The 22,042-nt window shown below is 42.1% G+C and carries 24 protein-coding genes; 23 read left to right on the top strand and 1 reads right to left on the bottom strand.

From position 1 onward, the window contains the following. The first annotated feature begins 4 nt into the window (after window positions 1-4). From recG to rnc, 8 genes are all read left to right on the top strand, one after another. Window positions 5-2,041: an ATP-dependent DNA helicase RecG gene (gene recG / locus ACTWP7_RS05645; protein WP_443122445.1), complete on the top strand. Its 2,037-nt coding sequence runs from the start codon at window positions 5-7 to the stop codon at window positions 2,039-2,041. An 87-nt stretch (window positions 2,042-2,128) separates the two neighbouring features. Further along, complete coding sequence (locus ACTWP7_RS05640; protein ID WP_443122350.1) at window positions 2,129-3,043, top strand: S66 peptidase family protein; 915 nt, start codon at window positions 2,129-2,131, stop codon at window positions 3,041-3,043. Between the two features lie 112 nt (window positions 3,044-3,155). Further along, window positions 3,156-3,716 carry a transcription factor FapR gene (fapR, locus tag ACTWP7_RS05635; protein ID WP_443122349.1) on the top strand — a complete coding sequence of 187 codons (561 nt, stop codon included), beginning with the start codon at window positions 3,156-3,158 and terminating at the stop codon, window positions 3,714-3,716. A 15-nt stretch (window positions 3,717-3,731) separates the two neighbouring features. Then, complete coding sequence (gene plsX / locus ACTWP7_RS05630; protein WP_443122348.1) at window positions 3,732-4,736, top strand: phosphate acyltransferase PlsX; 1,005 nt, start codon at window positions 3,732-3,734, stop codon at window positions 4,734-4,736. Beyond that, the gene (fabD, locus tag ACTWP7_RS05625; RefSeq protein ID WP_443122347.1) at window positions 4,733-5,674 is read left to right on the top strand and encodes an ACP S-malonyltransferase; all 942 of its coding nucleotides are present in this window, start codon (window positions 4,733-4,735) and stop codon (window positions 5,672-5,674) included. Before plsX ends, fabD begins: the two co-directional genes overlap by 4 nt. Next, the gene (gene fabG / locus ACTWP7_RS05620) at window positions 5,674-6,414 is read left to right on the top strand and encodes a 3-oxoacyl-[acyl-carrier-protein] reductase (protein WP_014643241.1); all 741 of its coding nucleotides are present in this window, start codon (window positions 5,674-5,676) and stop codon (window positions 6,412-6,414) included. The genes fabD and fabG overlap by 1 nt, the downstream gene beginning before the upstream one ends. A 59-nt stretch (window positions 6,415-6,473) precedes the next feature. Continuing rightward, window positions 6,474-6,707 carry an acyl carrier protein gene (gene acpP, locus ACTWP7_RS05615; protein WP_089750844.1) on the top strand — a complete coding sequence of 78 codons (234 nt, stop codon included), beginning with the start codon at window positions 6,474-6,476 and terminating at the stop codon, window positions 6,705-6,707. An 80-nt stretch (window positions 6,708-6,787) separates the two neighbouring features. Then, entirely contained in the window at window positions 6,788-7,480 is a 693-nt protein-coding gene (gene rnc / locus ACTWP7_RS05610; protein WP_443122346.1) for a ribonuclease III, read from the top strand. Between the two features lie 61 nt (window positions 7,481-7,541). On the opposite strand, the gene ACTWP7_RS05605 is transcribed toward rnc, so the two are convergent. Beyond that, window positions 7,542-7,769 (bottom strand): DUF1128 domain-containing protein, encoded by a 228-nt coding sequence (locus ACTWP7_RS05605; protein WP_014643244.1) that lies wholly within the window; start codon window positions 7,767-7,769, stop codon window positions 7,542-7,544. Between the two features lie 192 nt (window positions 7,770-7,961). Between ACTWP7_RS05605 and smc the strand changes: the two genes are divergently transcribed. The 15 genes from smc (at window position 7,962) to ACTWP7_RS05530 (ending at window position 21,957) form a co-directional block, all read left to right on the top strand. Next, window positions 7,962-11,528, top strand: a complete 3,567-nt coding sequence (smc, locus tag ACTWP7_RS05600) for a chromosome segregation protein SMC (protein WP_443122345.1) — start codon at window positions 7,962-7,964, stop codon at window positions 11,526-11,528. 13 nt (window positions 11,529-11,541) lie between these two features. Further along, entirely contained in the window at window positions 11,542-12,804 is a 1,263-nt protein-coding gene (gene ftsY, locus ACTWP7_RS05595) for a signal recognition particle-docking protein FtsY (protein ID WP_443122344.1), read from the top strand. A 75-nt stretch (window positions 12,805-12,879) separates the two neighbouring features. Beyond that, entirely contained in the window at window positions 12,880-13,209 is a 330-nt protein-coding gene (locus ACTWP7_RS05590; protein ID WP_443122343.1) for a putative DNA-binding protein, read from the top strand. A gap of 13 nt (window positions 13,210-13,222) precedes the next feature. Further along, on the top strand, window positions 13,223-14,563 hold the full coding sequence (gene ffh, locus ACTWP7_RS05585) for a signal recognition particle protein (protein WP_422164509.1): 1,341 nt from the start codon (window positions 13,223-13,225) through the stop codon (window positions 14,561-14,563). Between the two features lie 85 nt (window positions 14,564-14,648). After that, window positions 14,649-14,921 (top strand): 30S ribosomal protein S16, encoded by a 273-nt coding sequence (rpsP, locus tag ACTWP7_RS05580; protein WP_014643249.1) that lies wholly within the window; start codon window positions 14,649-14,651, stop codon window positions 14,919-14,921. Window positions 14,922-14,936: 15 nt separating this feature from the next. After that, the gene (locus ACTWP7_RS05575; RefSeq protein WP_443122342.1) at window positions 14,937-15,164 is read left to right on the top strand and encodes a KH domain-containing protein; all 228 of its coding nucleotides are present in this window, start codon (window positions 14,937-14,939) and stop codon (window positions 15,162-15,164) included. A 132-nt stretch (window positions 15,165-15,296) separates the two neighbouring features. After that, window positions 15,297-15,683: a YlqD family protein gene (locus ACTWP7_RS05570; RefSeq protein WP_443122341.1), complete on the top strand. Its 387-nt coding sequence runs from the start codon at window positions 15,297-15,299 to the stop codon at window positions 15,681-15,683. Window positions 15,684-15,691: 8 nt separating this feature from the next. Continuing rightward, on the top strand, window positions 15,692-16,207 hold the full coding sequence (gene rimM / locus ACTWP7_RS05565) for a ribosome maturation factor RimM (RefSeq protein ID WP_443122340.1): 516 nt from the start codon (window positions 15,692-15,694) through the stop codon (window positions 16,205-16,207). Then, entirely contained in the window at window positions 16,207-16,938 is a 732-nt protein-coding gene (gene trmD / locus ACTWP7_RS05560; protein ID WP_443122339.1) for a tRNA (guanosine(37)-N1)-methyltransferase TrmD, read from the top strand. Before rimM ends, trmD begins: the two co-directional genes overlap by 1 nt. 128 nt (window positions 16,939-17,066) lie before the next feature. Continuing rightward, a complete protein-coding gene (gene rplS / locus ACTWP7_RS05555; RefSeq protein WP_014643254.1) occupies window positions 17,067-17,411 on the top strand; it encodes a 50S ribosomal protein L19 in 345 nt (114 codons plus the stop codon). 68 nt (window positions 17,412-17,479) lie between these two features. Continuing rightward, window positions 17,480-18,028: a signal peptidase I gene (gene lepB / locus ACTWP7_RS05550; protein ID WP_443122338.1), complete on the top strand. Its 549-nt coding sequence runs from the start codon at window positions 17,480-17,482 to the stop codon at window positions 18,026-18,028. Window positions 18,029-18,038: 10 nt separating this feature from the next. Further along, a complete protein-coding gene (gene ylqF, locus ACTWP7_RS05545; RefSeq protein WP_443122337.1) occupies window positions 18,039-18,881 on the top strand; it encodes a ribosome biogenesis GTPase YlqF in 843 nt (280 codons plus the stop codon). A gap of 101 nt (window positions 18,882-18,982) precedes the next feature. Beyond that, window positions 18,983-19,747: a ribonuclease HII gene (locus ACTWP7_RS05540; protein ID WP_443122336.1), complete on the top strand. Its 765-nt coding sequence runs from the start codon at window positions 18,983-18,985 to the stop codon at window positions 19,745-19,747. A 21-nt stretch (window positions 19,748-19,768) separates the two neighbouring features. Continuing rightward, complete coding sequence (locus tag ACTWP7_RS05535; RefSeq protein WP_443122335.1) at window positions 19,769-21,691, top strand: hypothetical protein; 1,923 nt, start codon at window positions 19,769-19,771, stop codon at window positions 21,689-21,691. Next, on the top strand, window positions 21,688-21,957 hold the full coding sequence (locus tag ACTWP7_RS05530) for an EscU/YscU/HrcU family type III secretion system export apparatus switch protein (protein ID WP_443122334.1): 270 nt from the start codon (window positions 21,688-21,690) through the stop codon (window positions 21,955-21,957). The genes ACTWP7_RS05535 and ACTWP7_RS05530 overlap by 4 nt, the downstream gene beginning before the upstream one ends. Window positions 21,958-22,042: the final 85 nt, after the last annotated feature.

Genomic DNA, 22,042 nt, shown 5'->3' with positions numbered 1-22,042 from the left:
TAGTGTGTTAACCCAATCGATTAGTGAATTAAAAGGAATTGGAGAGAAACTGGAATCTCAGTTGAATGATCTTGGTCTTTTTACGATCGAGGATCTTCTGTTTTATTTCCCGTTTCGATATGATTCTTATGAAGTCAAACCATTAACTGAATTGACCCATAATGAAAAAGCTACGATCGAAGGGGAGGTTGTTTCTGAACCTTCCCTTAGCTTTTTTGGCCGGAAAAAATCTCGATTAACGTTTACGCTCCAAGTGGAACAATTTGCTGTAAAGGCAGTTATGTTCAACCGGGCTTTTGCGAAAAAGCAGCTTCATGCAGGAGATACGGTAACGGTTACAGGGAAGTGGGATCAACAAAGGCTGCAGATCACTGTCAGCCAGTTTAAGAAAGGTGAATCCAAAAGTCAGGCCCCTATCCAGCCCGTCTATACTTTAAAAGAAGGAGTACCCCTTACTACGCTGCGAAAGTTCATTAAGGCTTCAATTGATGCCTATGAACATGAGATACCTGAAATTCTGCCTGAGGACTTACAGCGAGCATACAAGTTGCCCGAACGCCCACAAGCTATCCGGCAGATGCATTACCCTGATAATAGAATCATGCTAAAGCACGCTAAGCGAAGGTTCATATATGAGGAGTTTCTCATTTTTCAGCTCAAAATGCAGTTGTTAAGGAAACATCATCGAGAGTCTACTACAGGGAATGCCCAGGCTTATGATAATGGTAAACTAACCTCTTTTGTTCAGGACCTTCCATTTGAATTGACCCAGGCACAGAAGCGTTCACTTGCGGAAATTTTGAAAGACATGAAAAATCCTCACCGAATGAATCGTCTCCTTCAGGGTGATGTAGGATCTGGTAAAACGGCAGTGGCTGCCATTGCACTTTATGCGTCAATTACCGCAGGGAAACAGGGAGCGCTTATGGTTCCGACTGAAATCCTTGCTGAGCAGCATTTCCAGTCCCTCGTGGAAATGTTTGAAGGTCTTGCTACTGTCGCTCTTCTGACCGGTTCGATTAAAGGCAAAAAGCGTCGCGGAATTTTAGAATCCGTTCGGGCAGGGGAAATTGATATATTAATTGGTACCCACGCACTTATTCAGGATGAAGTGGAGTTTCATGATCTGGGTTTTGTAATCGTCGATGAACAACACCGTTTTGGAGTTCGTCAGCGGAGAACACTCAGAGATAAAGGGCTTCATCCGGATGTTCTTTTTATGACGGCTACGCCAATACCAAGGACACTTGCTATTACAGCATTTGGGGATATGGATGTGTCTGTGATTGATGAAATGCCGGCGGGAAGAAAGCCGGTAGAAACATACTGGGTAAAGGGAGAAATGACAGATCGCGTGTTATCGTTTATTCAGAAAGAAATAGATCAAGGACACCAGGCGTATGTGATCTGCCCGCTTATTGAAGAATCGGATCAGTTGGATATCCAAAATGCCGTGGACCTATATAACCAACTCTCTTCCATATATGAGCCGAATATACCGGTTGGACTGATGCATGGACGGCTTCACAATGAAGAAAAAGAGGAAGTCATGCAGGAATTTGCTGAAAACCGATTAAAAGTACTTGTCTCAACTACAGTAGTGGAAGTAGGAGTTAATGTGCCGAACGCAACAGTGATGGTAATTTATGATGCGGAACGTTTCGGTCTATCACAGCTTCACCAGTTACGTGGAAGAGTAGGACGCGGTTCAGATCAAAGTTATTGCATTTTACTTGCCGATCCTAAAGGTGATGTAGGGAAAGAGCGGATGAGAATCATGACAGAAACGACAGATGGGTTTGAACTTTCTGAACAGGACTTGAAACTTAGAGGTCCCGGTGATTTCTTTGGAAGAAAACAAAGCGGCATGCCAGAATTTAAAGTGGGAGATATGGTTCATGACTACCGTGCCCTTGAAACTGCCCGCCGTGATGCAGCTGAAATCATCACAGAAGAGCGGCTGGAGAAGGATGGTCGTTACCGTCCTTTGAGAGATCTTATTTATCAGGATAAACAAATAATGGGTGAAGTTCTGGATTAGTCAGTTTCTCTCACATATTCTACTTCCGCTCATCATATGAAACATCATAGATGCTTCGAAGTCTTGATGAAAGCTGGTGGTAGAATGGTGAAACCGCAACGACTTAACTACGGGGACCGAGTAGGAGTCATAGCCCCCGCTGGGCCTCCAATAGAAGAGGATCTGAAAAGAGGTTTGGACGTTTTGCGTTCTTTAGGACTCGATCCTGTGCTAGGCGCCCATGTGCTTAATCAGAACCATACTTTTTCATATTTAGCTGCTCGTGATGAAGAAAGGTTAGAGGATTTGCATCGCATGTTTCTGGACCCTTGCATAAAGGCTGTGTTTTGCGCGCGCGGGGGATATGGTACGGCACGGCTTGCTCCTTATCTTGATTATTCAATGATCAGTTGCAACCCTAAGGTGTTTTGGGGGTACAGTGATATTACCTATCTACACACCGCCATCTATAAATACAGTAATTTAGTTACTTTCCATGGACCTATGGTAGCTTCTGATCTAGGACGAACTCCTCTTAATAAAGAAACTATTCTCTCCTTGGGTCAACTTTTTATGCCGAAAAATATAACTTTCCGTTATCCTGAATTTCCTTTTAATTCAATTCAGAACGGTAAAGCAGATGGGATACTTGTCGGAGGAAATCTGACTGTACTTGCTGATTCAATGGGCACCGAGTTTGAACTGAATACAGATGACAGAATTCTACTTATTGAAGAAATTAATGAGCCGGCCTACAGAATTGATGCTATGCTTCTGCAACTGCAGCTCGCAGGAAAGTTCGCTCATGTTAAAGGGGTCATTCTTGGTGATTTCAACCTCAAGGTTTCTGAGCTCGTTGAGACTCAAAAGGTACTGCGACAGTTCTTCATGCCTTACAAATTTCCAGTCCTTCAAGGATTCCCTTCCGGACATTGTACACCCAATTATGGTATTCCTTTAGGAACAAGAGTGCACTTAGATACGACTGCTCTATTGTTGCAAGTTGAAGCAGGGGTAAACTGAGGAGCCATTGGTCGATACATGATCCTTGCGAAATTGATTTTGGTATTATATATTACTATTAGTACCTAGTCATAAAGCGACGGCTTTTGATTAATTGGACGGTGGAATTACGATGAAGAAGTCTAAAAAGATGAGGCAAAAAGAGTTGAAGGAGACGCTTGAGGTTTCGCCATTTACCACGGACGAGGAACTCGCTCGACGCTTTGGAGTCAGCATCCAAACCATTCGATTGGACCGCATGGAAATGTCCATTCCAGAATTGAGAGAAAGAATTAAATCAGTAGCTACCCAGGAATGGAATGAGACTGTAAAAGCCCTGCCGATTGAAGAAGTCATTGGTGAAGTTGTTGACTTGGAGTTGGATAAACGAGCCATTTCTATTTTAGATATTAGACCAGAGCACGTGTTTTCCAGAAATAATATAGCAAGAGGTCATCACCTCTTTGCTCAGGCAAATTCATTGGCAGTGGCCGTAATCAATGATGAACTTGCTTTAACCGCTCGCTCAGATATTCATTTTCGTAGACAAGTGAAACTTGGTGAGCGTGTCGTTTCAAAGGCCAATGTAGAAGGGAAAGATACCAGGGGTCACACCATTGTGAACGTTCAGAGTTACGTTGGAAGTGAAGAAGTGTTTGCGGGCACATTTGAGATGTTCCGTTCGAATCAATAGAAGGAGGATCAATTTATGAAACTAGCTATTGATGCTATGGGCGGGGATCACGCACCAGAAGCCATCGTGAAAGGGGCTGTTCATGCGGCTGAAACGATTGAAGGTGTCGAAATCACTTTAGTCGGAGATCAAGAACAGATTACCCCTTTTCTAAAAGGACAGTCTAATATTAAAGTGATACATACAACAGAAGTGATTACTTCGGAAGATGAGCCTGTCAGGGCTGTCCGAAGGAAAAAAAATGCTTCCATGGTTTTAATGGCTAAGGAAGTGAAAGAAGGAAGGGCAGATGGTTGTGTGTCTGCAGGTAACACGGGAGCATTAATGAGCGCCGGTCTTTTTGTAGTGGGACGAATGGAAGGAGTAGAGCGCCCAGCTCTAAGCCCAACATTACCTACCCAGGACGGTCAGGGATTCTTAATGCTTGATGTGGGTGCCAATGTAGATGCAAAGCCTGAGCACCTGCTGCAATACGCGGTTATTGGTTCCATTTATGCAGAAAACGTACGAAAAATTTCCAAGCCGCGTGTAGGATTGCTCAATGTAGGGACTGAAGATGGAAAAGGGACAGACCTTACTAAAAAAACGTTCCAGCTTTTGAAAGAGGCCCCAATTAATTTCATTGGAAATGTAGAAGCTCGTGACCTTCTGGATGGTGCGGCGGATGTCGTCGTAACGGATGGATTTACCGGGAATATAGCACTTAAGACCATAGAAGGAACGGCAATGACCATGTTTTCTATGATGAAGAAAACGTTTATGAGCAATCTTAAGACAAAAATTGCTGCAGGATTAGCCAAAAATGACCTGAGAAAACTTAAAGGTCAGCTGGATTATTCAGAGTATGGAGGGGCAGGGCTGTTCGGCCTGGCAGCGCCTGTGATTAAAGCGCATGGCTCCTCTAACGAACGAGCCGCTTATAACGCTATCCGCCAGGCTTGTGAAATGATCGAACTTGATGTCACACAAACCATCTCGAATACACTAAAGACCATTCAATCAGAGGAGGAAGAAAAGTGAAAAAAACAGCTTTTATTTTTCCAGGACAGGGATCGCAAGAAGTAGGGATGGGTAAAGCAATGTATGACTTCTATCCTTCTGTGAAAAAAATGTTTGATGATGCCGATGATGTACTCGGTTATTCATTGACTACACTTATGTTCGAAGGGCCCCAGGAAGAACTAACTAAAACGGAGAACGCTCAGCCAGCTTTATTGCTGAATAGTGTAGCTATTAACCACGTCTTAAAAGAAGAAGGTATCAAACCTTCTATGACAGCGGGACATAGTCTGGGCGAATATAGTGCTCTTGTAGCTTCCGGTTCCCTTGACCCCATGGAGGCTGTGCAGCTGGTGCATACGCGTGGAAAATTGATGGAAGAAGCTTATCCAACCGGAAAAGGTTCAATGGCGGCTGTATTGGGGATGTCTCAGGAAGAAATAGAGAAAGTCCTGGAAGGGTTCAATGACGATGAGCCTGTTGACCTGGCGAATATTAATTGCCCGGGGCAAATTGTAATTTCTGGAACAAAAGAGGGAGTATCTCAGGCATCAGAACAGCTGACCGAAGCTGGAGCTAAGCGTGTACTACCTTTGAATGTGAGCGGACCTTTTCACTCTCGTCTCATGAAACCCGCAAGCGGTGACTTTGCCGACCATTTGTCGAATAATTCGATTTCGAAAGCGTCTGTACCTGTATATGCGAATGTTACAGCAAGTCCTGTTACAGAAGCAGATGAAATTGAGAAGCTGCTTGTTAAGCAGTTATATTCCCCGGTCCGTTTTCAGCAAATACTTGAAGCATTTGTTGAAGAGGACGTGGATGCCATCGTAGAAATCGGTAACGGAAAAGTCTTGAGCGGACTTGTACGAAAGATTAAGCGAAGAATGAAAACATTTAATGTGCAGGATCCTGAAACAGTAGACCAATTTATCCAATGGTATAAGGAGGACTCTTAATGTTACAAGAACAAGCAGCTCTCGTTACCGGGGCTTCCCGTGGAATTGGACGAGCCATTGCTATGGAACTCGCCTCTAAAGGGGCTAAAGTCGCCGTTAACTATGCTGGCAGCGAAGATAAAGCAGAAGCAGTTGTGCAGGAAATTATAGATCAGGGTGGAGAAGCTATCAAAATACAGGCTGATGTAACGAGTGAGGACGACGTTAAACGCATGATTAAAACAGTCGTAGATGAATTCGGCCGCCTTGATATTCTTGTTAATAATGCGGGCATTACGAAAGACAACTTACTTATGAGGATGAAAGAAGAAGAATTCGACTCCGTTATTGACACGAATCTTAAAGGCGTGTTTCTTTGTACCAAAGGCGTAACGCGTCAGATGATGAAACAAAAGTACGGCCGGATCATCAATGTGGCTTCTATCGTAGGGGTTTCAGGAAATGCTGGGCAGGCTAATTATGTAGCTGCAAAAGCAGGGGTGATCGGCATGACGAAATCAAATGCCAAAGAACTTGCTTCAAGGAATATTCAGGTTAATGCCGTTGCTCCGGGTTATATTACTACAGATATGACAGAGGCACTTACTTTCGAACAAAGAGAACAGATGTTATCCTTAATCCCTCTGAACCGTCTTGGTGAAGCGGCAGACGTTGCTCGTGTTGTCCGTTTTCTAGCTTCAGAAGACGCTGCTTATATGACGGGTCAGACCTTGCATGTTGATGGCGGAATGGTCATGTAAAAATGATATGGTTTTTCGCTTGAAAATTTACTATAATGACTGAAGGGAGGTGAAGTCCAATGGCAGATACATTTGATCGAGTAAAACAAATCATCGTTGATCGTTTAGACGTTGAGGAATCTAAAGTAACAATGGAGGCTTCCTTCAAAGAAGATTTAGAAGCAGACTCTTTAGACGTAGTAGAGCTTGTAATGGAGCTTGAAGATGAGTTTGATATGGAAATCTCAGACGAAGAAGCTGAAAAAATCAATACAGTTGGGGACGCTGTGAATTACATAAACAGTGTACTATAACCCTTCAAACATGCTGTCTGTGTAAAAGCAGGCAGCCTTTCCTATTGATGAGAAATTTATAGCAAAGGACAAGGTGATTTATGGATGATTTTCCCAGTTTCCAGAAGAGAGTCAATATCTACTTCCAGGATATCTCGTTACTGGAACAAGCTTTCACACATTCATCTTATGTGAATGAGCATCGTAAAACGGAGCGCAAGGATAATGAGCGTCTGGAATTTTTAGGTGATGCTGTTTTGGAATTAGGTGTCTCACAATACTTGTATCGGGAGTTTCCTGATATGGCAGAAGGAGAGCTTACCAAGTTCCGCGCTTCTATAGTCTGCGAAGCATCTCTTGTAGATTTCGCTAAAGACCTTAACTTTCATGAGCTTATTTTGTTGGGCAAAGGAGAGGAATTAACAGGTGGACGCAACCGGCCTGCCTTGCTCGCTGATGTATTTGAAGCCTTCATTGGTGCTTTGTATTTGGATCAAGGCTTTGAAGAGGTAGTAACATTCTTAGAAAAGTATGTTTACCCTAAGGTTAAAAAAGGTGCTTTTTCTCATGCGATGGATTTTAAAAGTCAGCTACAGGAATTTATTCAGCGGGATAAAAACAGTAAGATTGAATATGAAATTGTAGAAGAAAGAGGACCTGCACACAGCAGAGAATTTATTGCTCATGTTCGGATCCAGGGAGAAGTTGGTGGAATCGGGGTCGGCAGAACAAAGAAAGAGGCAGAGCAGCGGGCTGCCCAAAAAGCATTAGAAAATCACGGAGCCCTTTCCTAAAAAAAGGACAGGCTAGAACTCGGATGAAGTTCTGGCCTGTCCTTTTTATTATTGAACCTTTTTATTGAGGTTTCCGAAATCTTCCCAATTCTTGAACAAATGTCTGGATCTCGGACACACTTAACTGTCCTTTCATTTGAACAATATCGTGTAATTCCTTAATCTCGTCATACTTCTCTAAATCGTAATCATCCGGGTCCATGATGGTGCGGTTCACAACTTGTAAACGGTCCGCCATATCATTAATAATGAATTCAAGATTCTCGCGCGTAGGTTCTTCTAAACTCAAGACAAATCCTCCTTCAAAGCTCCTATTATGGGCTAATACATATAATAAAATACTTTTCTGCTTTTTAAAACCCTTGGCTGTAAGGAAAAATTAAAGTTCTTATCGCTCGTCATCACTTCCTACCGTAGGGCGAATGTTTATGATAAAATATATTAGTTGAGTGAAAGATTGCGAATATACAGGAGGATGAATATGTTCCTCAAACAGTTAGATACCATAGGGTTTAAATCATTTGCTGAAAGAGTAACGGTCGATTTCGTACCGGGCGTCACCTCAGTTGTCGGACCGAACGGAAGCGGCAAAAGTAATATTACGGATGCTATACGCTGGGTGCTGGGGGAGCAGTCAGCCAGATCTCTCAGAGGATCGAAGATGGAAGATATCATTTTCGCAGGCAGTGACACACGAAAAGCGCAGAATATGGCTGAAGTCACTTTGACGCTTGATAATTCTGATCAGACCCTTCCTCTTGATTATCAGGAGGTTAGTGTGATGAGACGAGTGTTCCGTTCCGGAGAAAGTGAATTTTATATTAATAATCAAACATGCAGATTAAAAGATATTGTCGATTTATTTATGGACTCAGGTCTCGGACGTGAGGCTTTTTCGATTATTAGTCAGGGGAAAGTGGAAGAAATTTTAAGCTCGAAAGCGGAAGAGCGGCGCTCGATTTTCGAGGAAGCAGCTGGAGTTTTGAAGTACAAGCAGAGAAAAAAGAAAGCGGAATATAAACTCGCAGAAACTCAGGAGAACTTAAATCGGGTTGAAGATATAATTCATGAAATAGATGGACAGCTTGAACCGCTAAAAGAACAGGCTGCTGTGGCTAAGGACTATTTGGAGAAAAAAGAAGACTTAAAACAAATAGAGGTTTCCTTATTAATCACCCAAATAGAAAATCTTCATGGAGAGTGGCAGGAACTCCTTAAAGAATTGGCTGCGGTTAAAGAACAGGAATCAGAACTGCGGTCACATATAGAAGAAAAAGAAACTGCTGTTGTAAAGCAGCGGGACACAATGCAGGCTCTTGATGAATCGATTGAGGATCTACAGGAAACCCTGCTGGTTCTAACTAAAGAGCTGGAAAATTTCGAAGGCAGACGAGAACTTATGAAAGAGCGTCATAAGCACTTTGAAGAGAATAAAACAAAAGTCGAACAGGATTATGAAGAGCTTTCCAGTAAATTGGAAGAACTTCAAAAAACAGCTCAGAACGAGACAAAACAATTAAATGCGTTCAAGAGACAACGAAAGCAGACCAAGGATGATCTTGAGCAGACGAATCAGGCGCTTAGTGAAGATATAGAAGTTATTGAAGATCAGATCGAAGACCTTAAAAGTGATTATATTGATCTTCTGAATGAACAGGCAGCCAAAAGAAATGAAAAGCAGTCACTGGAAAAGCAGGTATCTCAGATCAATCATAAAAAAGGCCATCAACAGACACGCTTCAGTGATCTAAGGGACGAACGAGAGGTCCTGGAAACCAGCTTAGCTGAAGCTGCTGAAAATCTGAAGAATATATCCGATTTGCGCGAGAAGAAGGAAAAGCATCTAGCCGGCCTTCAAGAAGAACTGGAAGAAAATCAACAATCCTATCAGGAGTGGCAGGAGAAATTATATAAAGGCTACCAATACTTAGAAAAGCTGCGATCGAAAAAAGAAATGCTGGAAGATATGAAGGAAGATTTCTCAGGCTATTATCAGGGTGTTCGTGAAGTATTAAAAGCAAGACAAAACCAGCAGCTTATGAATATTGAAGGTGCTGTGCTGGAACTGATCGACATCCCGGGGGATTATTTAACAGCTATTGAGACGGCTCTTGGAGCCCAGGCTCAGCATATTGTTGTTAAAGATGATCAAGCTGGCAGAAAGGCGATTCACTGGCTGAAGAACAATAATAAAGGCCGAGCTACGTTCTTACCTTTAACTTCCATACAGCCGCGTTCCGTACACAACCAAGCGGCTTCAAAACTCCCAGAGCAGGAAGGCTTTGTCGGAGTCGCCGCTGATCTCGTAACGTATGACAGCCGTTTTAAAAAAGCGATCCAACACCTTTTAGGACATATTGTTATCGCCGAAGACTTGCAGCACGCAAATGCGATTGCTCAATTCCTAAATCGCAAATACCGAATCGTGACGCTTGAAGGAGACGTGGTGAACCCTGGTGGTTCGATGTCAGGCGGAGCTCAGAAAAGGTCGGGACAGTCACTTTTTACTCGGGAAAAAGAGTTGTTGGAGCTAAGAGATAAAATTCACGAATTTCAATCCAAAACTGAACAAGTGGAACAAAAAGTTAAAAATTTAAAGAATGAGACCACGAACCAGCAGCAAGAAATAGAGCAAGTCAGCCAGGAAGTAGCAGAACTTAAAAATAAAGAATATGAAAAACAGTCTGATAAGCGTGAACAGCAAGTGAAAATGGATCATTTAAATAGTCAGCTTCAGCTGTTTGATCAGGATCAGGCTCAGTTTGATCAAGACAGGCATCAGGCTGATAATCAAATGAGTGAGCTTGATAAAGATCTAAAAGCATTAACGCAGAAGCTGGAGAATATTCAAAAAGAAATTGACGATTTAACAGCTGCAAAAGACCGGCAAAAAGTGGACGAAGCTAATTTACAGAGCCGACGACAAGAGCTCCAGATTCAACTGGCTGAGCAGGAATCATCTGTCCAGAATCAACAGGAAAAAGCTGACCGGTATAACCAGGAACTAGCTTCCGTTAAAGCCGAACTGAAAGAAAACCGAGAGGAACATAAACGTCTAATGGAAGTTTTTGATTCTAACCAGACGGAAGAAGAAGTCCTGGCTTCCATTGAGGAAACAAAACAGAGAAAGGAAGCTACTTCTTCACTCATTCAGGATAGAAGAAAAGAGAGAAATCAGCATGGACAGGAAATTCAGAGGGCTGAACAAATGTTGAAAGAACAAAAAAGACGTCAGCAAAACTTCACCCAGGATATTCAGCAAAAAGAAGTAAAAGCAAACCGGCTGGATGTAGAACTAGAAAATCTGCTGAATTATCTTCAGGAGGAATACGTTATAACATTCGAAAAAGCTAAGAATGACTACCCTCCTGTAGAGGATGTTGAGCAAGCATCCACAGATGTCAAACTGATCAAAAGATCAATTGAAGAACTTGGCACCGTCAATCTTGGAGCAATTGAAGAATATGATCGTATTTTGGAAAGGTATGAATTTCTAAAGGGACAGCAGGAGGACTTGCTGGAAGCTAAACAGACTCTTCATAGTGTTATCGGTGAAATGGATGGAGAAATGCAGCGGCGTTTTGAAGATACTTTCACAAAGATTCGTGCAGAATTTGAAGAAGTTTTCCGGGAATTGTTTGGAGGGGGACGTGCGGATCTTAAATTAACAGATCCTGAAAATATGCTCGAAACGGGTGTGGATATCGTTGCCCAGCCACCTGGGAAAAAGCTTCAGAATTTAAGTTTGCTTTCTGGTGGAGAGCGTGCCCTTACTGCCATAGCTCTTTTATTTTCCATCTTGCGTGTACGTCCGGTACCATTCTGTGTACTCGATGAAGTAGAAGCGGCATTAGATGAAGCCAACGTAGATCGGTTTGCTCGCTTCTTGAAAGAGTTCAGCGCAGATACACAGTTCATCGTTATTACACACCGCAAAGGTACTATGGAAGAATCAGACGTTTTATACGGAGTTACGATGCAGGAATCAGGGGTTTCAAAACTGGTATCTGTCCGTCTGGAAGAAACAACTGAATTACTAGAAGCGTAGAAAGGATGAGTTGATGAGTTTTTTTAAGAAATTGAAAGATCGATTTGTAAAAGGGGAAGAAGAACAGCAGGAAAGTACTTCCCAGAACGAACCCAAAAATGAATCACTTGAAGAAGCTGATTCATTTAACCCTTACACTGGAGAAGCCTATAAAGGCGGAGAAGTAGTTTACTCGAAAGCAGAAGAGGAGGAAAGACTGCGAAAGGAAGCCTTGGAGTCTGAAGGGAAATCCCTGGAGGGAGAAACAGAGTCTTACGAGGATAAACTTGATCGACTTTCCGTACCTGCAGAACCTACGGATGACGCCTCTGTAGCCTCCAAGTTTAAAAAAGGACTAGAGAAAACCAGGACCTCATTCTCTACTAAGATTAATGATTTAGTAGCAAAATACCGTACCGTAGATGAAGATTTCTTCGAGGAATTAGAAGAAATCCTGATCTCAGCCGATGTTGGGGTCAACACAGTTATGGAAATGATTGATGAACTGGAAATGGAAGTCAAACGAAGAAATATTAAAGATACAAGCCAGGTAAAAGAAGTTATTTCTGAAAAACTGGTGGAAATCTATTACGGAAACGATGAGGCTGAAGAGGTAGAAGGTTTGCATGAAAATCCGGATGGCCCTACTGTTTACTTGTTTGTCGGGGTGAATGGTGTGGGCAAGACGACTACCATCGGTAAGCTCGCTCACCGCCTGAAATCTGAAGGCAAGAAAGTAACCCTTGCGGCAGGTGATACCTTTAGGGCAGGTGCTATTGAGCAATTGGACGCCTGGGGAGAGCGGGCAGGAGTCAATGTAATTAAGCACAGTGCAGGCAGTGATCCTGCTGCCGTCATTTATGATGGGATCCAATCTGCTAAGTCCCGAAATGCTGATGTGTTAATATGTGATACGGCTGGACGCCTTCAAAATAAAGTAAACTTGATGAACGAACTATCAAAAGTTAAACGCGTTATTGAACGTGAAATTCCAAATGCTCCCCATGAAGTCCTTCTTGTGCTTGACGCTACTACAGGACAGAATGCTATGAGCCAGGCGAAGACGTTTTCGGAAGCAACAGACGTTTCAGGCATCGTGCTTACTAAATTGGACGGTACAGCAAAAGGTGGAATTGTTTTAGCCATACGAAAAGAACTTTCAATCCCTGTTAAACTCGTGGGACTAGGTGAAAAAGTAACAGATTTGGAACCATTTGATGCTCATGCGTTTGTTTATGGATTATTCGCTGATATGGTTGAAGAATTCGATGAGGAAGAAGGAGAAAATCAAGCTTAAACCTTGACAGGTACTGAGTGCCTCCGTTAGTATTTTTATGTAAAGGTATTTCACTTAACAAGGAGTGCTTCAAGGGTGCTTGAAAAAACGACACGTGTTAACTATCTGTTTGATTTTTATCAATCATTGTTGACTCCGAAACAAAGAAACTATATGGAATTATATTTTTTAGAAGACTACTCATTAGGTGAAATATCAGAAACCTTCGACGTTTCCCGTCAAGCGGTTTACGATAATATTCGCCGAACAGAAGCAATGTTGGAAGAATACGAAAAAAAGCTGCTATTATACGAGAAATTCAGCAAGCGGCAGCAGGTCCTTAAGGAAATGGAAGCTGAAGTTAACCAAAGCGAACTTCCTCCCCGATTCCAGGATTGGCTGGCGCAACTACAAGATTTAGAATAGGGGGGTCTCTTCGATGGCATTTGAAGGATTATCCGACCGTTTGCAGGAAACGATTAAGAAAATCAAAGGCAAAGGGAAGGTAGATGAGCAAGACGTAAAAGAGATGACTCGTGAAGTTCGTCTAGCCCTCCTCGAGGCCGACGTTAACTTTAAAGTAGTTAAAGACTTTGTGAAGCGCGTACGTGAACGTGCTGTTGGGCAAGAGGTCATGGAAAGTCTGACACCAGGTCAGCAGGTTATTAAAGTAGTTAAGGAAGAATTGACCGATCTAATGGGCGGTGATGAGAGCAAGATCGCCGTTGCAAAGCGCCCACCAACTGTGATTATGATGGTGGGACTACAGGGTGCAGGTAAAACGACCACAACCGGTAAACTTGCCAACGTACTGCGAAAAAATCATAATCGAAAACCGTTACTGGCAGCTGCCGACGTTTATCGTCCAGCAGCTATCCAACAACTGGAAACCATCGGGAAGCAGCTTACAATGCCAGTCCATTCCGAAGGCACTGAGGCAGACCCGGTTGACATTGCAAAGAATGCAATTGAAAAAGCGAAGGAAGAAAATCATGATTACGTAATCGTGGATACAGCCGGCCGCCTACATGTTGATGGAGAGTTGATGGGGGAACTTCAGCGGATAAAAGAAGCTGTTAACCCAGATGAGATTTTCCTCGTGGTTGATGCCATGACTGGTCAGGATGCTGTCAATGTAGCACAAAGCTTTGATGATCAGCTTGATATTACAGGAGTTCTTCTGACGAAACTGGATGGCGATACACGCGGTGGTGCGGCACTATCAATCAAAGCTGTAACAGGTAAACCGATTAAGTACGCAGGTATGGGAGAAAAGCTGGATCAGCTCGAACCATTCCACCCTGAGAGAATGGCTTCACGGATTCTTGGTATGGGTGACATGCTTACTCTGATTGAGAAAGCACAGACACAAGTAGATGAAAAACAAGCGAAAGAACTTGAATCGAAAATGCGTACCGCATCGTTTACGTTCGAAGACTTCCTGGACCAAATGGAACAGGTTAAGAATATGGGGCCGCTTGATGAGATCATAAATATGATTCCAGGCGCTAACAAAATGAAAGGGCTGAAGAATGCTTCGTTTGATGATAAACAAATCGTTCACGTCGAAGCAATAATCCAGTCTATGACCAAAAAAGAACGCCAGGACCCATCGGTTATGAACGCGAGCCGGAAAAAACGGATTGCCAAAGGATCGGGTACTTCGGTTTCGGAAATTAACCGCTTATTGAAACAGTTTGAAGAAATGAAGAAAATGATGAAACAAATGAGTAATACTAAGGGCAAAAAAGGAAAAGGAATGAATTTTCCTTTTATGTAATGGAAAAGTCCTTTACACACAATTGAAGATCTGCTAGAATCTTTATCTGTGTGAAACATTTATAGAAATATGGAGGTTGTTAAAAATGGCAGTAAAAATTCGCCTTAAACGTATGGGATCTAAACGTAACCCATTTTACCGTGTAGTAGTTGCAGATTCACGTGCTCCACGTGATGGCCGTATCATTGAACAAATCGGCACATATAACCCAGTAGCTAACCCGATCGAGGTTAAACTTGATGCTGATAAAGCAATGGACTGGATGTCTAATGGTGCTCAGCCAAGTGATACGGTACGTAACTTATTCTCTAAAGAAGGCATCATGAAGCAGTTCCACGAAAAGAAAAACCAAAAATAAAGTAGTGGTGATATCATGCAAGCCTTGATCGAAACGATTGTTACTCCGCTTGTCGATCAGCCAGACGCTGTGAAAGTGGATGTGAAGGAAGAGGAACATAAAATGGTTTATCATCTTTCCGTCCACCCTGATGACGTTGGAAAAGTGATTGGAAAAAACGGGCGGATTGCAAAAGCGATTCGTACGGTCGTATACGCGGCCGGTTCCGATTCTGAAAAAAGAATCTATCTGGATATCATGTAAGAATGAACTAGTGTAATGGTGCCGAATTCAGACTTCGTCCACCACACTTATATTTCTTTTCATCTAAAAGGGAGAGGGCTAACCTTTCCCTTTTTTACCATTCAGAGAAAAAATGAGAAAGGCGGTTCGTGGATGCAGATCATCCGGAAAATTCCCGTGAAGCAAGTCTTAACTGAAACCAGCCGTGAACTCTTAATAAAGCGATTTGAAAAGCAATCCAGCCAATTGGATCAAGAATGCCGCCAGTTAGCTTTTGAACAAAAAAAGCTTGAACGAAAGCCTGGAATGTCAAAACAAGAAGTAGAAAAACGCTTTTCTAAAGAGATTAGCCGTAGGAAAGAGCAAATGCGGTGGATTACCGGCCAGCTTTCGCAGCTTTCCATTCTTCCAGACCATAGTGAATTGGAAACAGAGGAAGTGGAAGCTATACTCACAGTAGAAGAAGGCGATGACTGGAAAACGGCCGTGACGGAGCAGCAGATCATCATTAAAGATGGAATAGTTATACGAGCGAGGTAATTAAATTCATGGAAAATCAAATGTTTAATGTAGGGAAAATAATTAATACACATGGCATTAAAGGTGAGGTCAAAGTCCATCGGATCACAGATTTCGATGAACGTTTTCAGCCTGGTCAGCTTTTGTATTGGGTAAATGATACGAGTGAACCTGTTTCCCTTGTAGTACGTTCCCACCGTATTCATAAGGGGTATGATCTGATTGCTTTTGAAGAGCATCCATCCATCAATGATGTAGAGGGTTATAAGAATGGTATGTTGATGGTCTCTGAAGAGGAGCAGGCAGACCTTGAGGAGCACGAGTTCTATTTTCGTGAAATAATCGGGTGCATGGTTTATCTCGAATCTGGTGAAGAGATAGGACGAGTAAAAGAAATACTTACTCCCGGAGCTAATGATGTATGGGTGGTTCAAAGGCCCAACAATTCCGATCTACTTCTTCCATATATTGAGCCCGTCGTCAAACGAGTAGATCCGTCCCAACAAAGAATCATCATTGATCCAATAGAGGGGCTGCTGGACTAATGCATATTGACATACTAACGTTGTTTCCTGAAATGTTCGAAGGTGTACTAAATACGTCGATTATGAAACGGGCCCAGGATAGAGAAGCTTTTTCCTATCAATATGTTAATTTTCGTGATTTTACAGTTAACAAGCATAATAAAGTCGATGATTATCCTTATGGAGGCGGCGCGGGTCTGGTTTTGACTCCCCAGCCAATATTCGATGCAGTTAACCATATTAAAGCCAATGTCTCTAATAAACCGCGTGTTATTCTAATGTGCCCGCAGGGTGAACCTTTCTCGCAAGAAAAGGCTGAAGAATTATCAGAAGAAGAACATTTGGTATTCATTTGTGGTCATTATGAAGGGTATGATGAGCGGATTCGAAAAGAGCTTGTAACGGATGAGATATCTATTGGGGACTACGTATTGACCGGGGGAGAACTTGGAGCAATGGTTGTAATGGATTCCGTAGTCCGCTTGCTTCCAGGGGTTCTCGGAAATGAACAGTCAGCTCCGGAGGATTCTTTTTCGAACGGTTTACTCGAACATCCTCACTATACACGCCCGGCTGATTTTAGAGGTGAAAAGGTTCCAGAAGTATTACTTTCAGGAAATCACGCTAAAATTGATGAATGGCGTCACTATCAATCGCTTAGAAGAACGTATGAAAGACGTCCTGATCTGTTAACCAACAGAGAACTATCCGAAAAAGAACAAAAATGGATTAATGAATGGAAAAATTGTTGATGATTGTTGAAGTTTAACAGCTAGTATGGTATATTATACGTTGTGCTTAAACGTTCGGTTTAAGTGGAAAACGATGTTCCGCTGTCTCCTAGAGGGCAAGAGCATTAGTTAAAAAGGAGTGAAATACGATGCAACAACTTATTCATGACATTACAAAAGAACAGCTTCGTACGGATCACCCAAACTTCCGTCCAGGTGACACGGTTAAAGTGCACGTGAAGGTAGTAGAGGGAAGCCGTGAGCGTATCCAGGTATTCGAAGGTGTTGTAATTAAACGTCAGAATGGCGGGATCAGCGAAACATTTACCGTTCGTAAGATTACTTACGGCGTAGGCGTTGAGCGTACATTCCCAGTACATTCTCCACGAGTTGCTAAGATCGAGCGTTCTCGTCGTGGTAAAGTACGTCAAGCACGTCTTTACTATCTACGTAACCTGCGCGGAAAAGCAGCGCGTATTAAAGAAATTATCTAATTTTAGTAGAAAGGAGCTTGCATTTGCCAAGCTCCTTTTTTCTAATCTTTCTAAGGGAGCGGGGATGGATGAAAAAGCAGTGGTTAGAGTGGATTAAAGCTTTTGCCATAGCAGCTATTTTAGCAGTTGTTGTGCGTGTTTTTCTACTGGCTCCAGTCGTGGTGGAAGGGTCTTCCATGCTGAATACTCTTCATAGTGATGACCATTTAATCGTAAGTAAGATTAATTATACTCTTGGGAACCCTGAGAGATTTGATATAGTAGTCTTTCACGCTACGGAAAGAAAAGACTACATTAAAAGAATCATTGGTCTTCCGGGAGATACGGTCCGATACAGTAATGACCAGTTATACATAAATGGTGAAGCATTCGAAGAACCTTATTTAGAGGTGCTTAAAAAGGAACTGCCAGAAGGGGAAGAATTGACCAGGGACTTTTCAATGGATCAATTGCCGGGCAATAATAAAGAAGTTCCGGAGGGTGAACTGTTAGTATTGGGTGATAACCGTAACAACTCAACAGACAGCCGAATGCTTGGTACGATTCCTAAAGAGCAGGTAGTAGGCGAAGCCGTCTTTTTATACTGGCCTTTGAATCGCATCAAATTCATGAATTAGGAGTGATAGCGTGACAATACAATGGTACCCGGGACACATGGCTAAAGCGAAGAGGGAAGCATCAGAAAATTTAAAATTAGTGGATTTTGTTATTGAACTAGTTGACGCGCGTGCTCCACTTTCCTCGCAGAATCCCATGCTTCAAGGAATATTGGGAGACAAGCCCAAGATGATGGTCCTTATGAAGAAAGATTTGGCGGATCCGAAAGTAACAAAAGAATGGCTGGAGCATTTCAAAGAAAATGGTTTTCCTTCCATTGCGATTGAAGCAAACAATAAACAGGATATACAAGCCGTTATCAACCTTGGAAAAAGCATAGGCAATGAAAAAATCGAAAAATTAAAAGCAAAGGGTGTCCGACCTCGGGCTTCCAGAGCTATGATCCTTGGCATACCTAACGTAGGGAAATCTACCTTGATTAATCGACTGGCAAACAAAAGCATTGCCAAAACCGGGGATAAACCTGGGGTGACTAAGAAACAACAATGGATTAAAGTTAAAAATGAATTTGATCTTCTGGACACTCCTGGTATTCTGTGGCCCAAGTTTGAAGAAGAAGAAGTAGGATATCGCCTTGCTTCAATAGGAACGATTAAGGATCAAATATTGCCTACAGAAGATGTGGCTGCCTATGTTCTGGATTATTTACAAGCTTACTATCCATCAATGCTTGAAGAACGTTATGGCTTCGAAGGCTACGATGATATCATGACGGCATTTGAAACGATCGGGAAAAAGAGAGGCTGTCTTGAGAGTGGAGGGCGTATTAATTTCGATAAGGTTTCAGATGTGATTCTGCAGGATTTACGAAACGGCAAACTTGGTCTTATAAGTTTTGAACGTCCAGAATAGACGGAACGTAAACGCAACGTGAGAAGACTCACTTTGCGTTTTTTTCATTACAAAGCGAACGAACTTGTCCGATAAAGAAAATAGCGGAGGTTTTACATACCATGACAGTCAGGACGATTGCCCAAATCAAAAAAGAATTAGCAGACGAAAGTGTAGAGGAAGAAGATCTGGATTTACTGCGTAGCGATAATCGCAAAGGTGTACAAAAACTACTCGCACAATATGACAGGAGACAGGATCAGAAACGAGAATATAAGCAACAATTTGAGCAGATGAAGTCTTTTGAGTACTCCTGCAGAGAGAAAGGGAGCCATATAATAGCAGGAATTGATGAAGCTGGGCGTGGGCCGCTGGCGGGTCCTGTAGTTGCAGCTGCTGTTATCCTGCCAGAGGATTATTATTTGGAGGGACTTTATGACTCCAAAAAAATTCCGCTTGCTAAACGTGAAGAGTTTTTTCAGAGTTTAAAAGCCCATGCAGATTGTGGTATCGGAATTGTATCTAACGAAGAAATTGATCAGTATAATATCCATCAAGCAACAAAATTGGCTATGAAAAGAGCGGTTATGGATCTTACTCAGGTACCTGAACATCTCCTCATTGATGCGATGTATTTAGAGGAATCAGAAGTTCCACAGACTTATTTAGTTAAAGGCGATCAGCGTAGTGTATCGATTGCAGCAGCAAGTATTATCGCAAAAGTAACGCGAGACCGGATTATGTCTGAGTGGCACGACAACTATCCTATGTACCATTTTCGGTCCAATCAGGGGTATGGCACTAAAGAACATTTAGAAGCTTTAAAAACATACGGAGTGTCTCCACTGCATCGAAAAAGCTTCGCACCTGTCAAAGAGAACAGCTGAATATAAGGAGGGAGACTAGCAATGAATTTGATTTCAAGCCTGAGCAAATTAGTTCAACAACAAGAGGTGCGGGCTTTCCCTAAGACAGGGCAGGTTATAAACGGAAATATTCTTGAACTTCTTCCACAGAATCGTGCGGTTGTGCAACTGGGCTCTCAACAAGTGAAAGCCCAATTGGAAGCTTCTCTATCAAAAGGAAAATCTTATTTATTTCAGGTTGGCTCAACAGATCAAAAAATTCAGTTGAAAGTAATTACCCAGTTAGGTGAGAGCCAAGGGGATTCGACGGTAAAGCATCTGTTGAACGAGCTTGGAATTAAACCTACGAAAGAAAATCGTCTGCTTACTTCTCAGCTTATAAAGAAAAGTGTACCTTTCCAAGGATCTGATCTTAAACAGGCGGCTGCTTTACATCAACGGGCAGAGGATAAAAAAGCTGCCCGTGAGATTTTAATACAGATGCTTCAAAAACAGCTTCCGATTAAACCTTCCGTTTATAATGCTTTACATACTAAAAGGATGGATAGTGTAACTCAAACCATGAAGCAAGTGCATATAGAGGCTTCTAAAAGTAAAACAGCTGGGGACAGGGCGGTTATGTCTCTTTTAGCATCTATAAAGGGAGAGGGAGCTTCTGTGTCCTTGAGGGAGTCATCCGTGGTAAAACTGATGACAGAAGTAAATATTAACAGCCAGAACTCTTTTCAATTATTTAAGAAAGCCGGGATTCTTGATTCCAAGGCCTCTTACACCTCTTTTCAAGATACCTGGACAGAATGGGCAGAAGCCCATAGTAAAGGTAACGAAAATCCCTCTTCTACTTATTTAGCTAGCCTATCTAAAAAGTCAGCACCTCCATTTCCGATGGCTATGGAAGAAATGGCTGTCAGGCTGAACCAGCTTTTTCATCAGCAGCTTCCGCTGAAAGCCCCTGAACAACAGTCTTTGCATCGTGTTATGAATCAAGTTGAAAAAGTCTTAGCCAAGGAGATACCATCCGGAAATGATTCTCTCCGTAGTAAGCATAATACGTTTGGGACCAACCAGTCCGTATCTGAAGATTTTCAATTTTTGAAAGAACGCGAAGTCTTAACAAAAATAAGCAGTCTTTACACCGATGAAAAAAATCAAAAACTTTTACAAGATTTCCTGCGTGCGGCCCCCATCTTGTTAACGGAAGGTGGATCATCGGAGAAGCAGGTCATTAGGGAAGGTTTGTCTGTTCTAAAGAAATGGCAATCCACGCAGCTGCCTCCGATTCTTCGTCAAACCCTGACTGAATGGATAGGAAGATCGGCTGCTGAACTATCCGTGTCAGAGAAAGAAGCTATTTTTGTAAAAATGAAAACCATGCTTGACCTCACAGGCCTGCAAGAAGAATCTAATGTAAAACCTGCGTCAGCCCAGGAAAAAGCAACCACTCAAGAAAGTTCTCTGAAGACCTTGTTGCTCTCCAGTCTTCAGGATGCAAGCAGCACCATTCGTCCGGAAACAGCTAAAAAAATGATTCAGATGTTAAATGGAATGCAACTGACGGCACAACAGGAAACGAACCAGAGTTTGCAGATGTCGCTACAGTTTCCAGGAAACATAATCGGCTCAGAAAACGATGTTTATTTAGATATGGAAGGTAGAAAAACGAAGGAAGGTAACATTGATCCTGATTATTGTCACATTATGTTCTTTTTAGACTTAAATAATTTTAAAGAAACAATAATTAACTTAAATATAGTTTCCAGACGGGTAGGAGTAACTGTGTTTAATAATGATACATTAATAGAACTACCTATGGAAACGCATAAAGCTACCCTTAAAAGTGGTCTTGAGGACATGGGGTATGAATTGATTTCCCTCAATATTAAGGAAATGAACAATGCAGCACACATGTTCAGTAAAGACAACTCTCTACCCGAATACAAGGAAGGAATTGATCTTCGAATATGAAAGACAAGCGGAAAGAAGCGATCGCTCTCCGTTATCAATTTGATAACGAAGCGGCTCCAAAGGTTGTAGCCAAAGGTGCAGGCTATGTAGCAGAAAATATAATGGAGAAAGCGAAAGACAATCAAGTACCCATTCAGGAAGACTCAACGTTAGTTGAACTGCTATCAGAATTAAATATTAATGAACAGATTCCAGAAGAATTGTATCACGTCGTAGCAGAGGTTTTCGCTTTTATCTATAAAGCAGATAAGGATTATAATGCATAATAGAAGCAGGCTACATCAAAATAGATAAATGTTTTTTCAATTGGTTTACATAATAATTTATTAGTTAAATCAGTGAATTTTTCGA

Source organism: Halobacillus sp. B29, from assembly GCF_052246755.1.
In the GTDB taxonomy this organism is placed as follows: Bacteria; Bacillota; Bacilli; order Bacillales; family Halobacillaceae; genus Halobacillus; species Halobacillus halophilus.
This window is presented reverse-complemented; position numbering and strand designations above follow the sequence as displayed.

Bases quoted from the DNA above. Each gene is read 5' to 3' on its own strand.
- fapR (WP_443122349.1), top strand. From the start codon at position 3,156: ATGAAGAAGTCTAAAAAGATGAGGCAAAAAGAGTTGAAGGAGACGCTT.
- plsX (WP_443122348.1), top strand. From the start codon at position 3,732: ATGAAACTAGCTATTGATGCTATGGGCGGGGATCACGCACCAGAAGCC.
- fabG (WP_014643241.1), top strand. From the start codon at position 5,674: ATGTTACAAGAACAAGCAGCTCTCGTTACCGGGGCTTCCCGTGGAATT.
- acpP (WP_089750844.1), top strand. From the start codon at position 6,474: ATGGCAGATACATTTGATCGAGTAAAACAAATCATCGTTGATCGTTTA.
- rnc (WP_443122346.1), top strand. From the start codon at position 6,788: ATGGATGATTTTCCCAGTTTCCAGAAGAGAGTCAATATCTACTTCCAG.
- smc (WP_443122345.1), top strand. From the start codon at position 7,962: ATGTTCCTCAAACAGTTAGATACCATAGGGTTTAAATCATTTGCTGAA.
- ftsY (WP_443122344.1), top strand. From the start codon at position 11,542: ATGAGTTTTTTTAAGAAATTGAAAGATCGATTTGTAAAAGGGGAAGAA.
- ffh (WP_422164509.1), top strand. From the start codon at position 13,223: ATGGCATTTGAAGGATTATCCGACCGTTTGCAGGAAACGATTAAGAAA.
- rpsP (WP_014643249.1), top strand. From the start codon at position 14,649: ATGGCAGTAAAAATTCGCCTTAAACGTATGGGATCTAAACGTAACCCA.
- ACTWP7_RS05575 (WP_443122342.1), top strand. From the start codon at position 14,937: ATGCAAGCCTTGATCGAAACGATTGTTACTCCGCTTGTCGATCAGCCA.
- ACTWP7_RS05570 (WP_443122341.1), top strand. From the start codon at position 15,297: ATGCAGATCATCCGGAAAATTCCCGTGAAGCAAGTCTTAACTGAAACC.
- rimM (WP_443122340.1), top strand. From the start codon at position 15,692: ATGGAAAATCAAATGTTTAATGTAGGGAAAATAATTAATACACATGGC.
- trmD (WP_443122339.1), top strand. From the start codon at position 16,207: ATGCATATTGACATACTAACGTTGTTTCCTGAAATGTTCGAAGGTGTA.
- rplS (WP_014643254.1), top strand. From the start codon at position 17,067: ATGCAACAACTTATTCATGACATTACAAAAGAACAGCTTCGTACGGAT.
- lepB (WP_443122338.1), top strand. From the start codon at position 17,480: ATGAAAAAGCAGTGGTTAGAGTGGATTAAAGCTTTTGCCATAGCAGCT.
- ACTWP7_RS05540 (WP_443122336.1), top strand. From the start codon at position 18,983: ATGACAGTCAGGACGATTGCCCAAATCAAAAAAGAATTAGCAGACGAA.
- ACTWP7_RS05535 (WP_443122335.1), top strand. From the start codon at position 19,769: ATGAATTTGATTTCAAGCCTGAGCAAATTAGTTCAACAACAAGAGGTG.
- ACTWP7_RS05530 (WP_443122334.1), top strand. From the start codon at position 21,688: ATGAAAGACAAGCGGAAAGAAGCGATCGCTCTCCGTTATCAATTTGAT.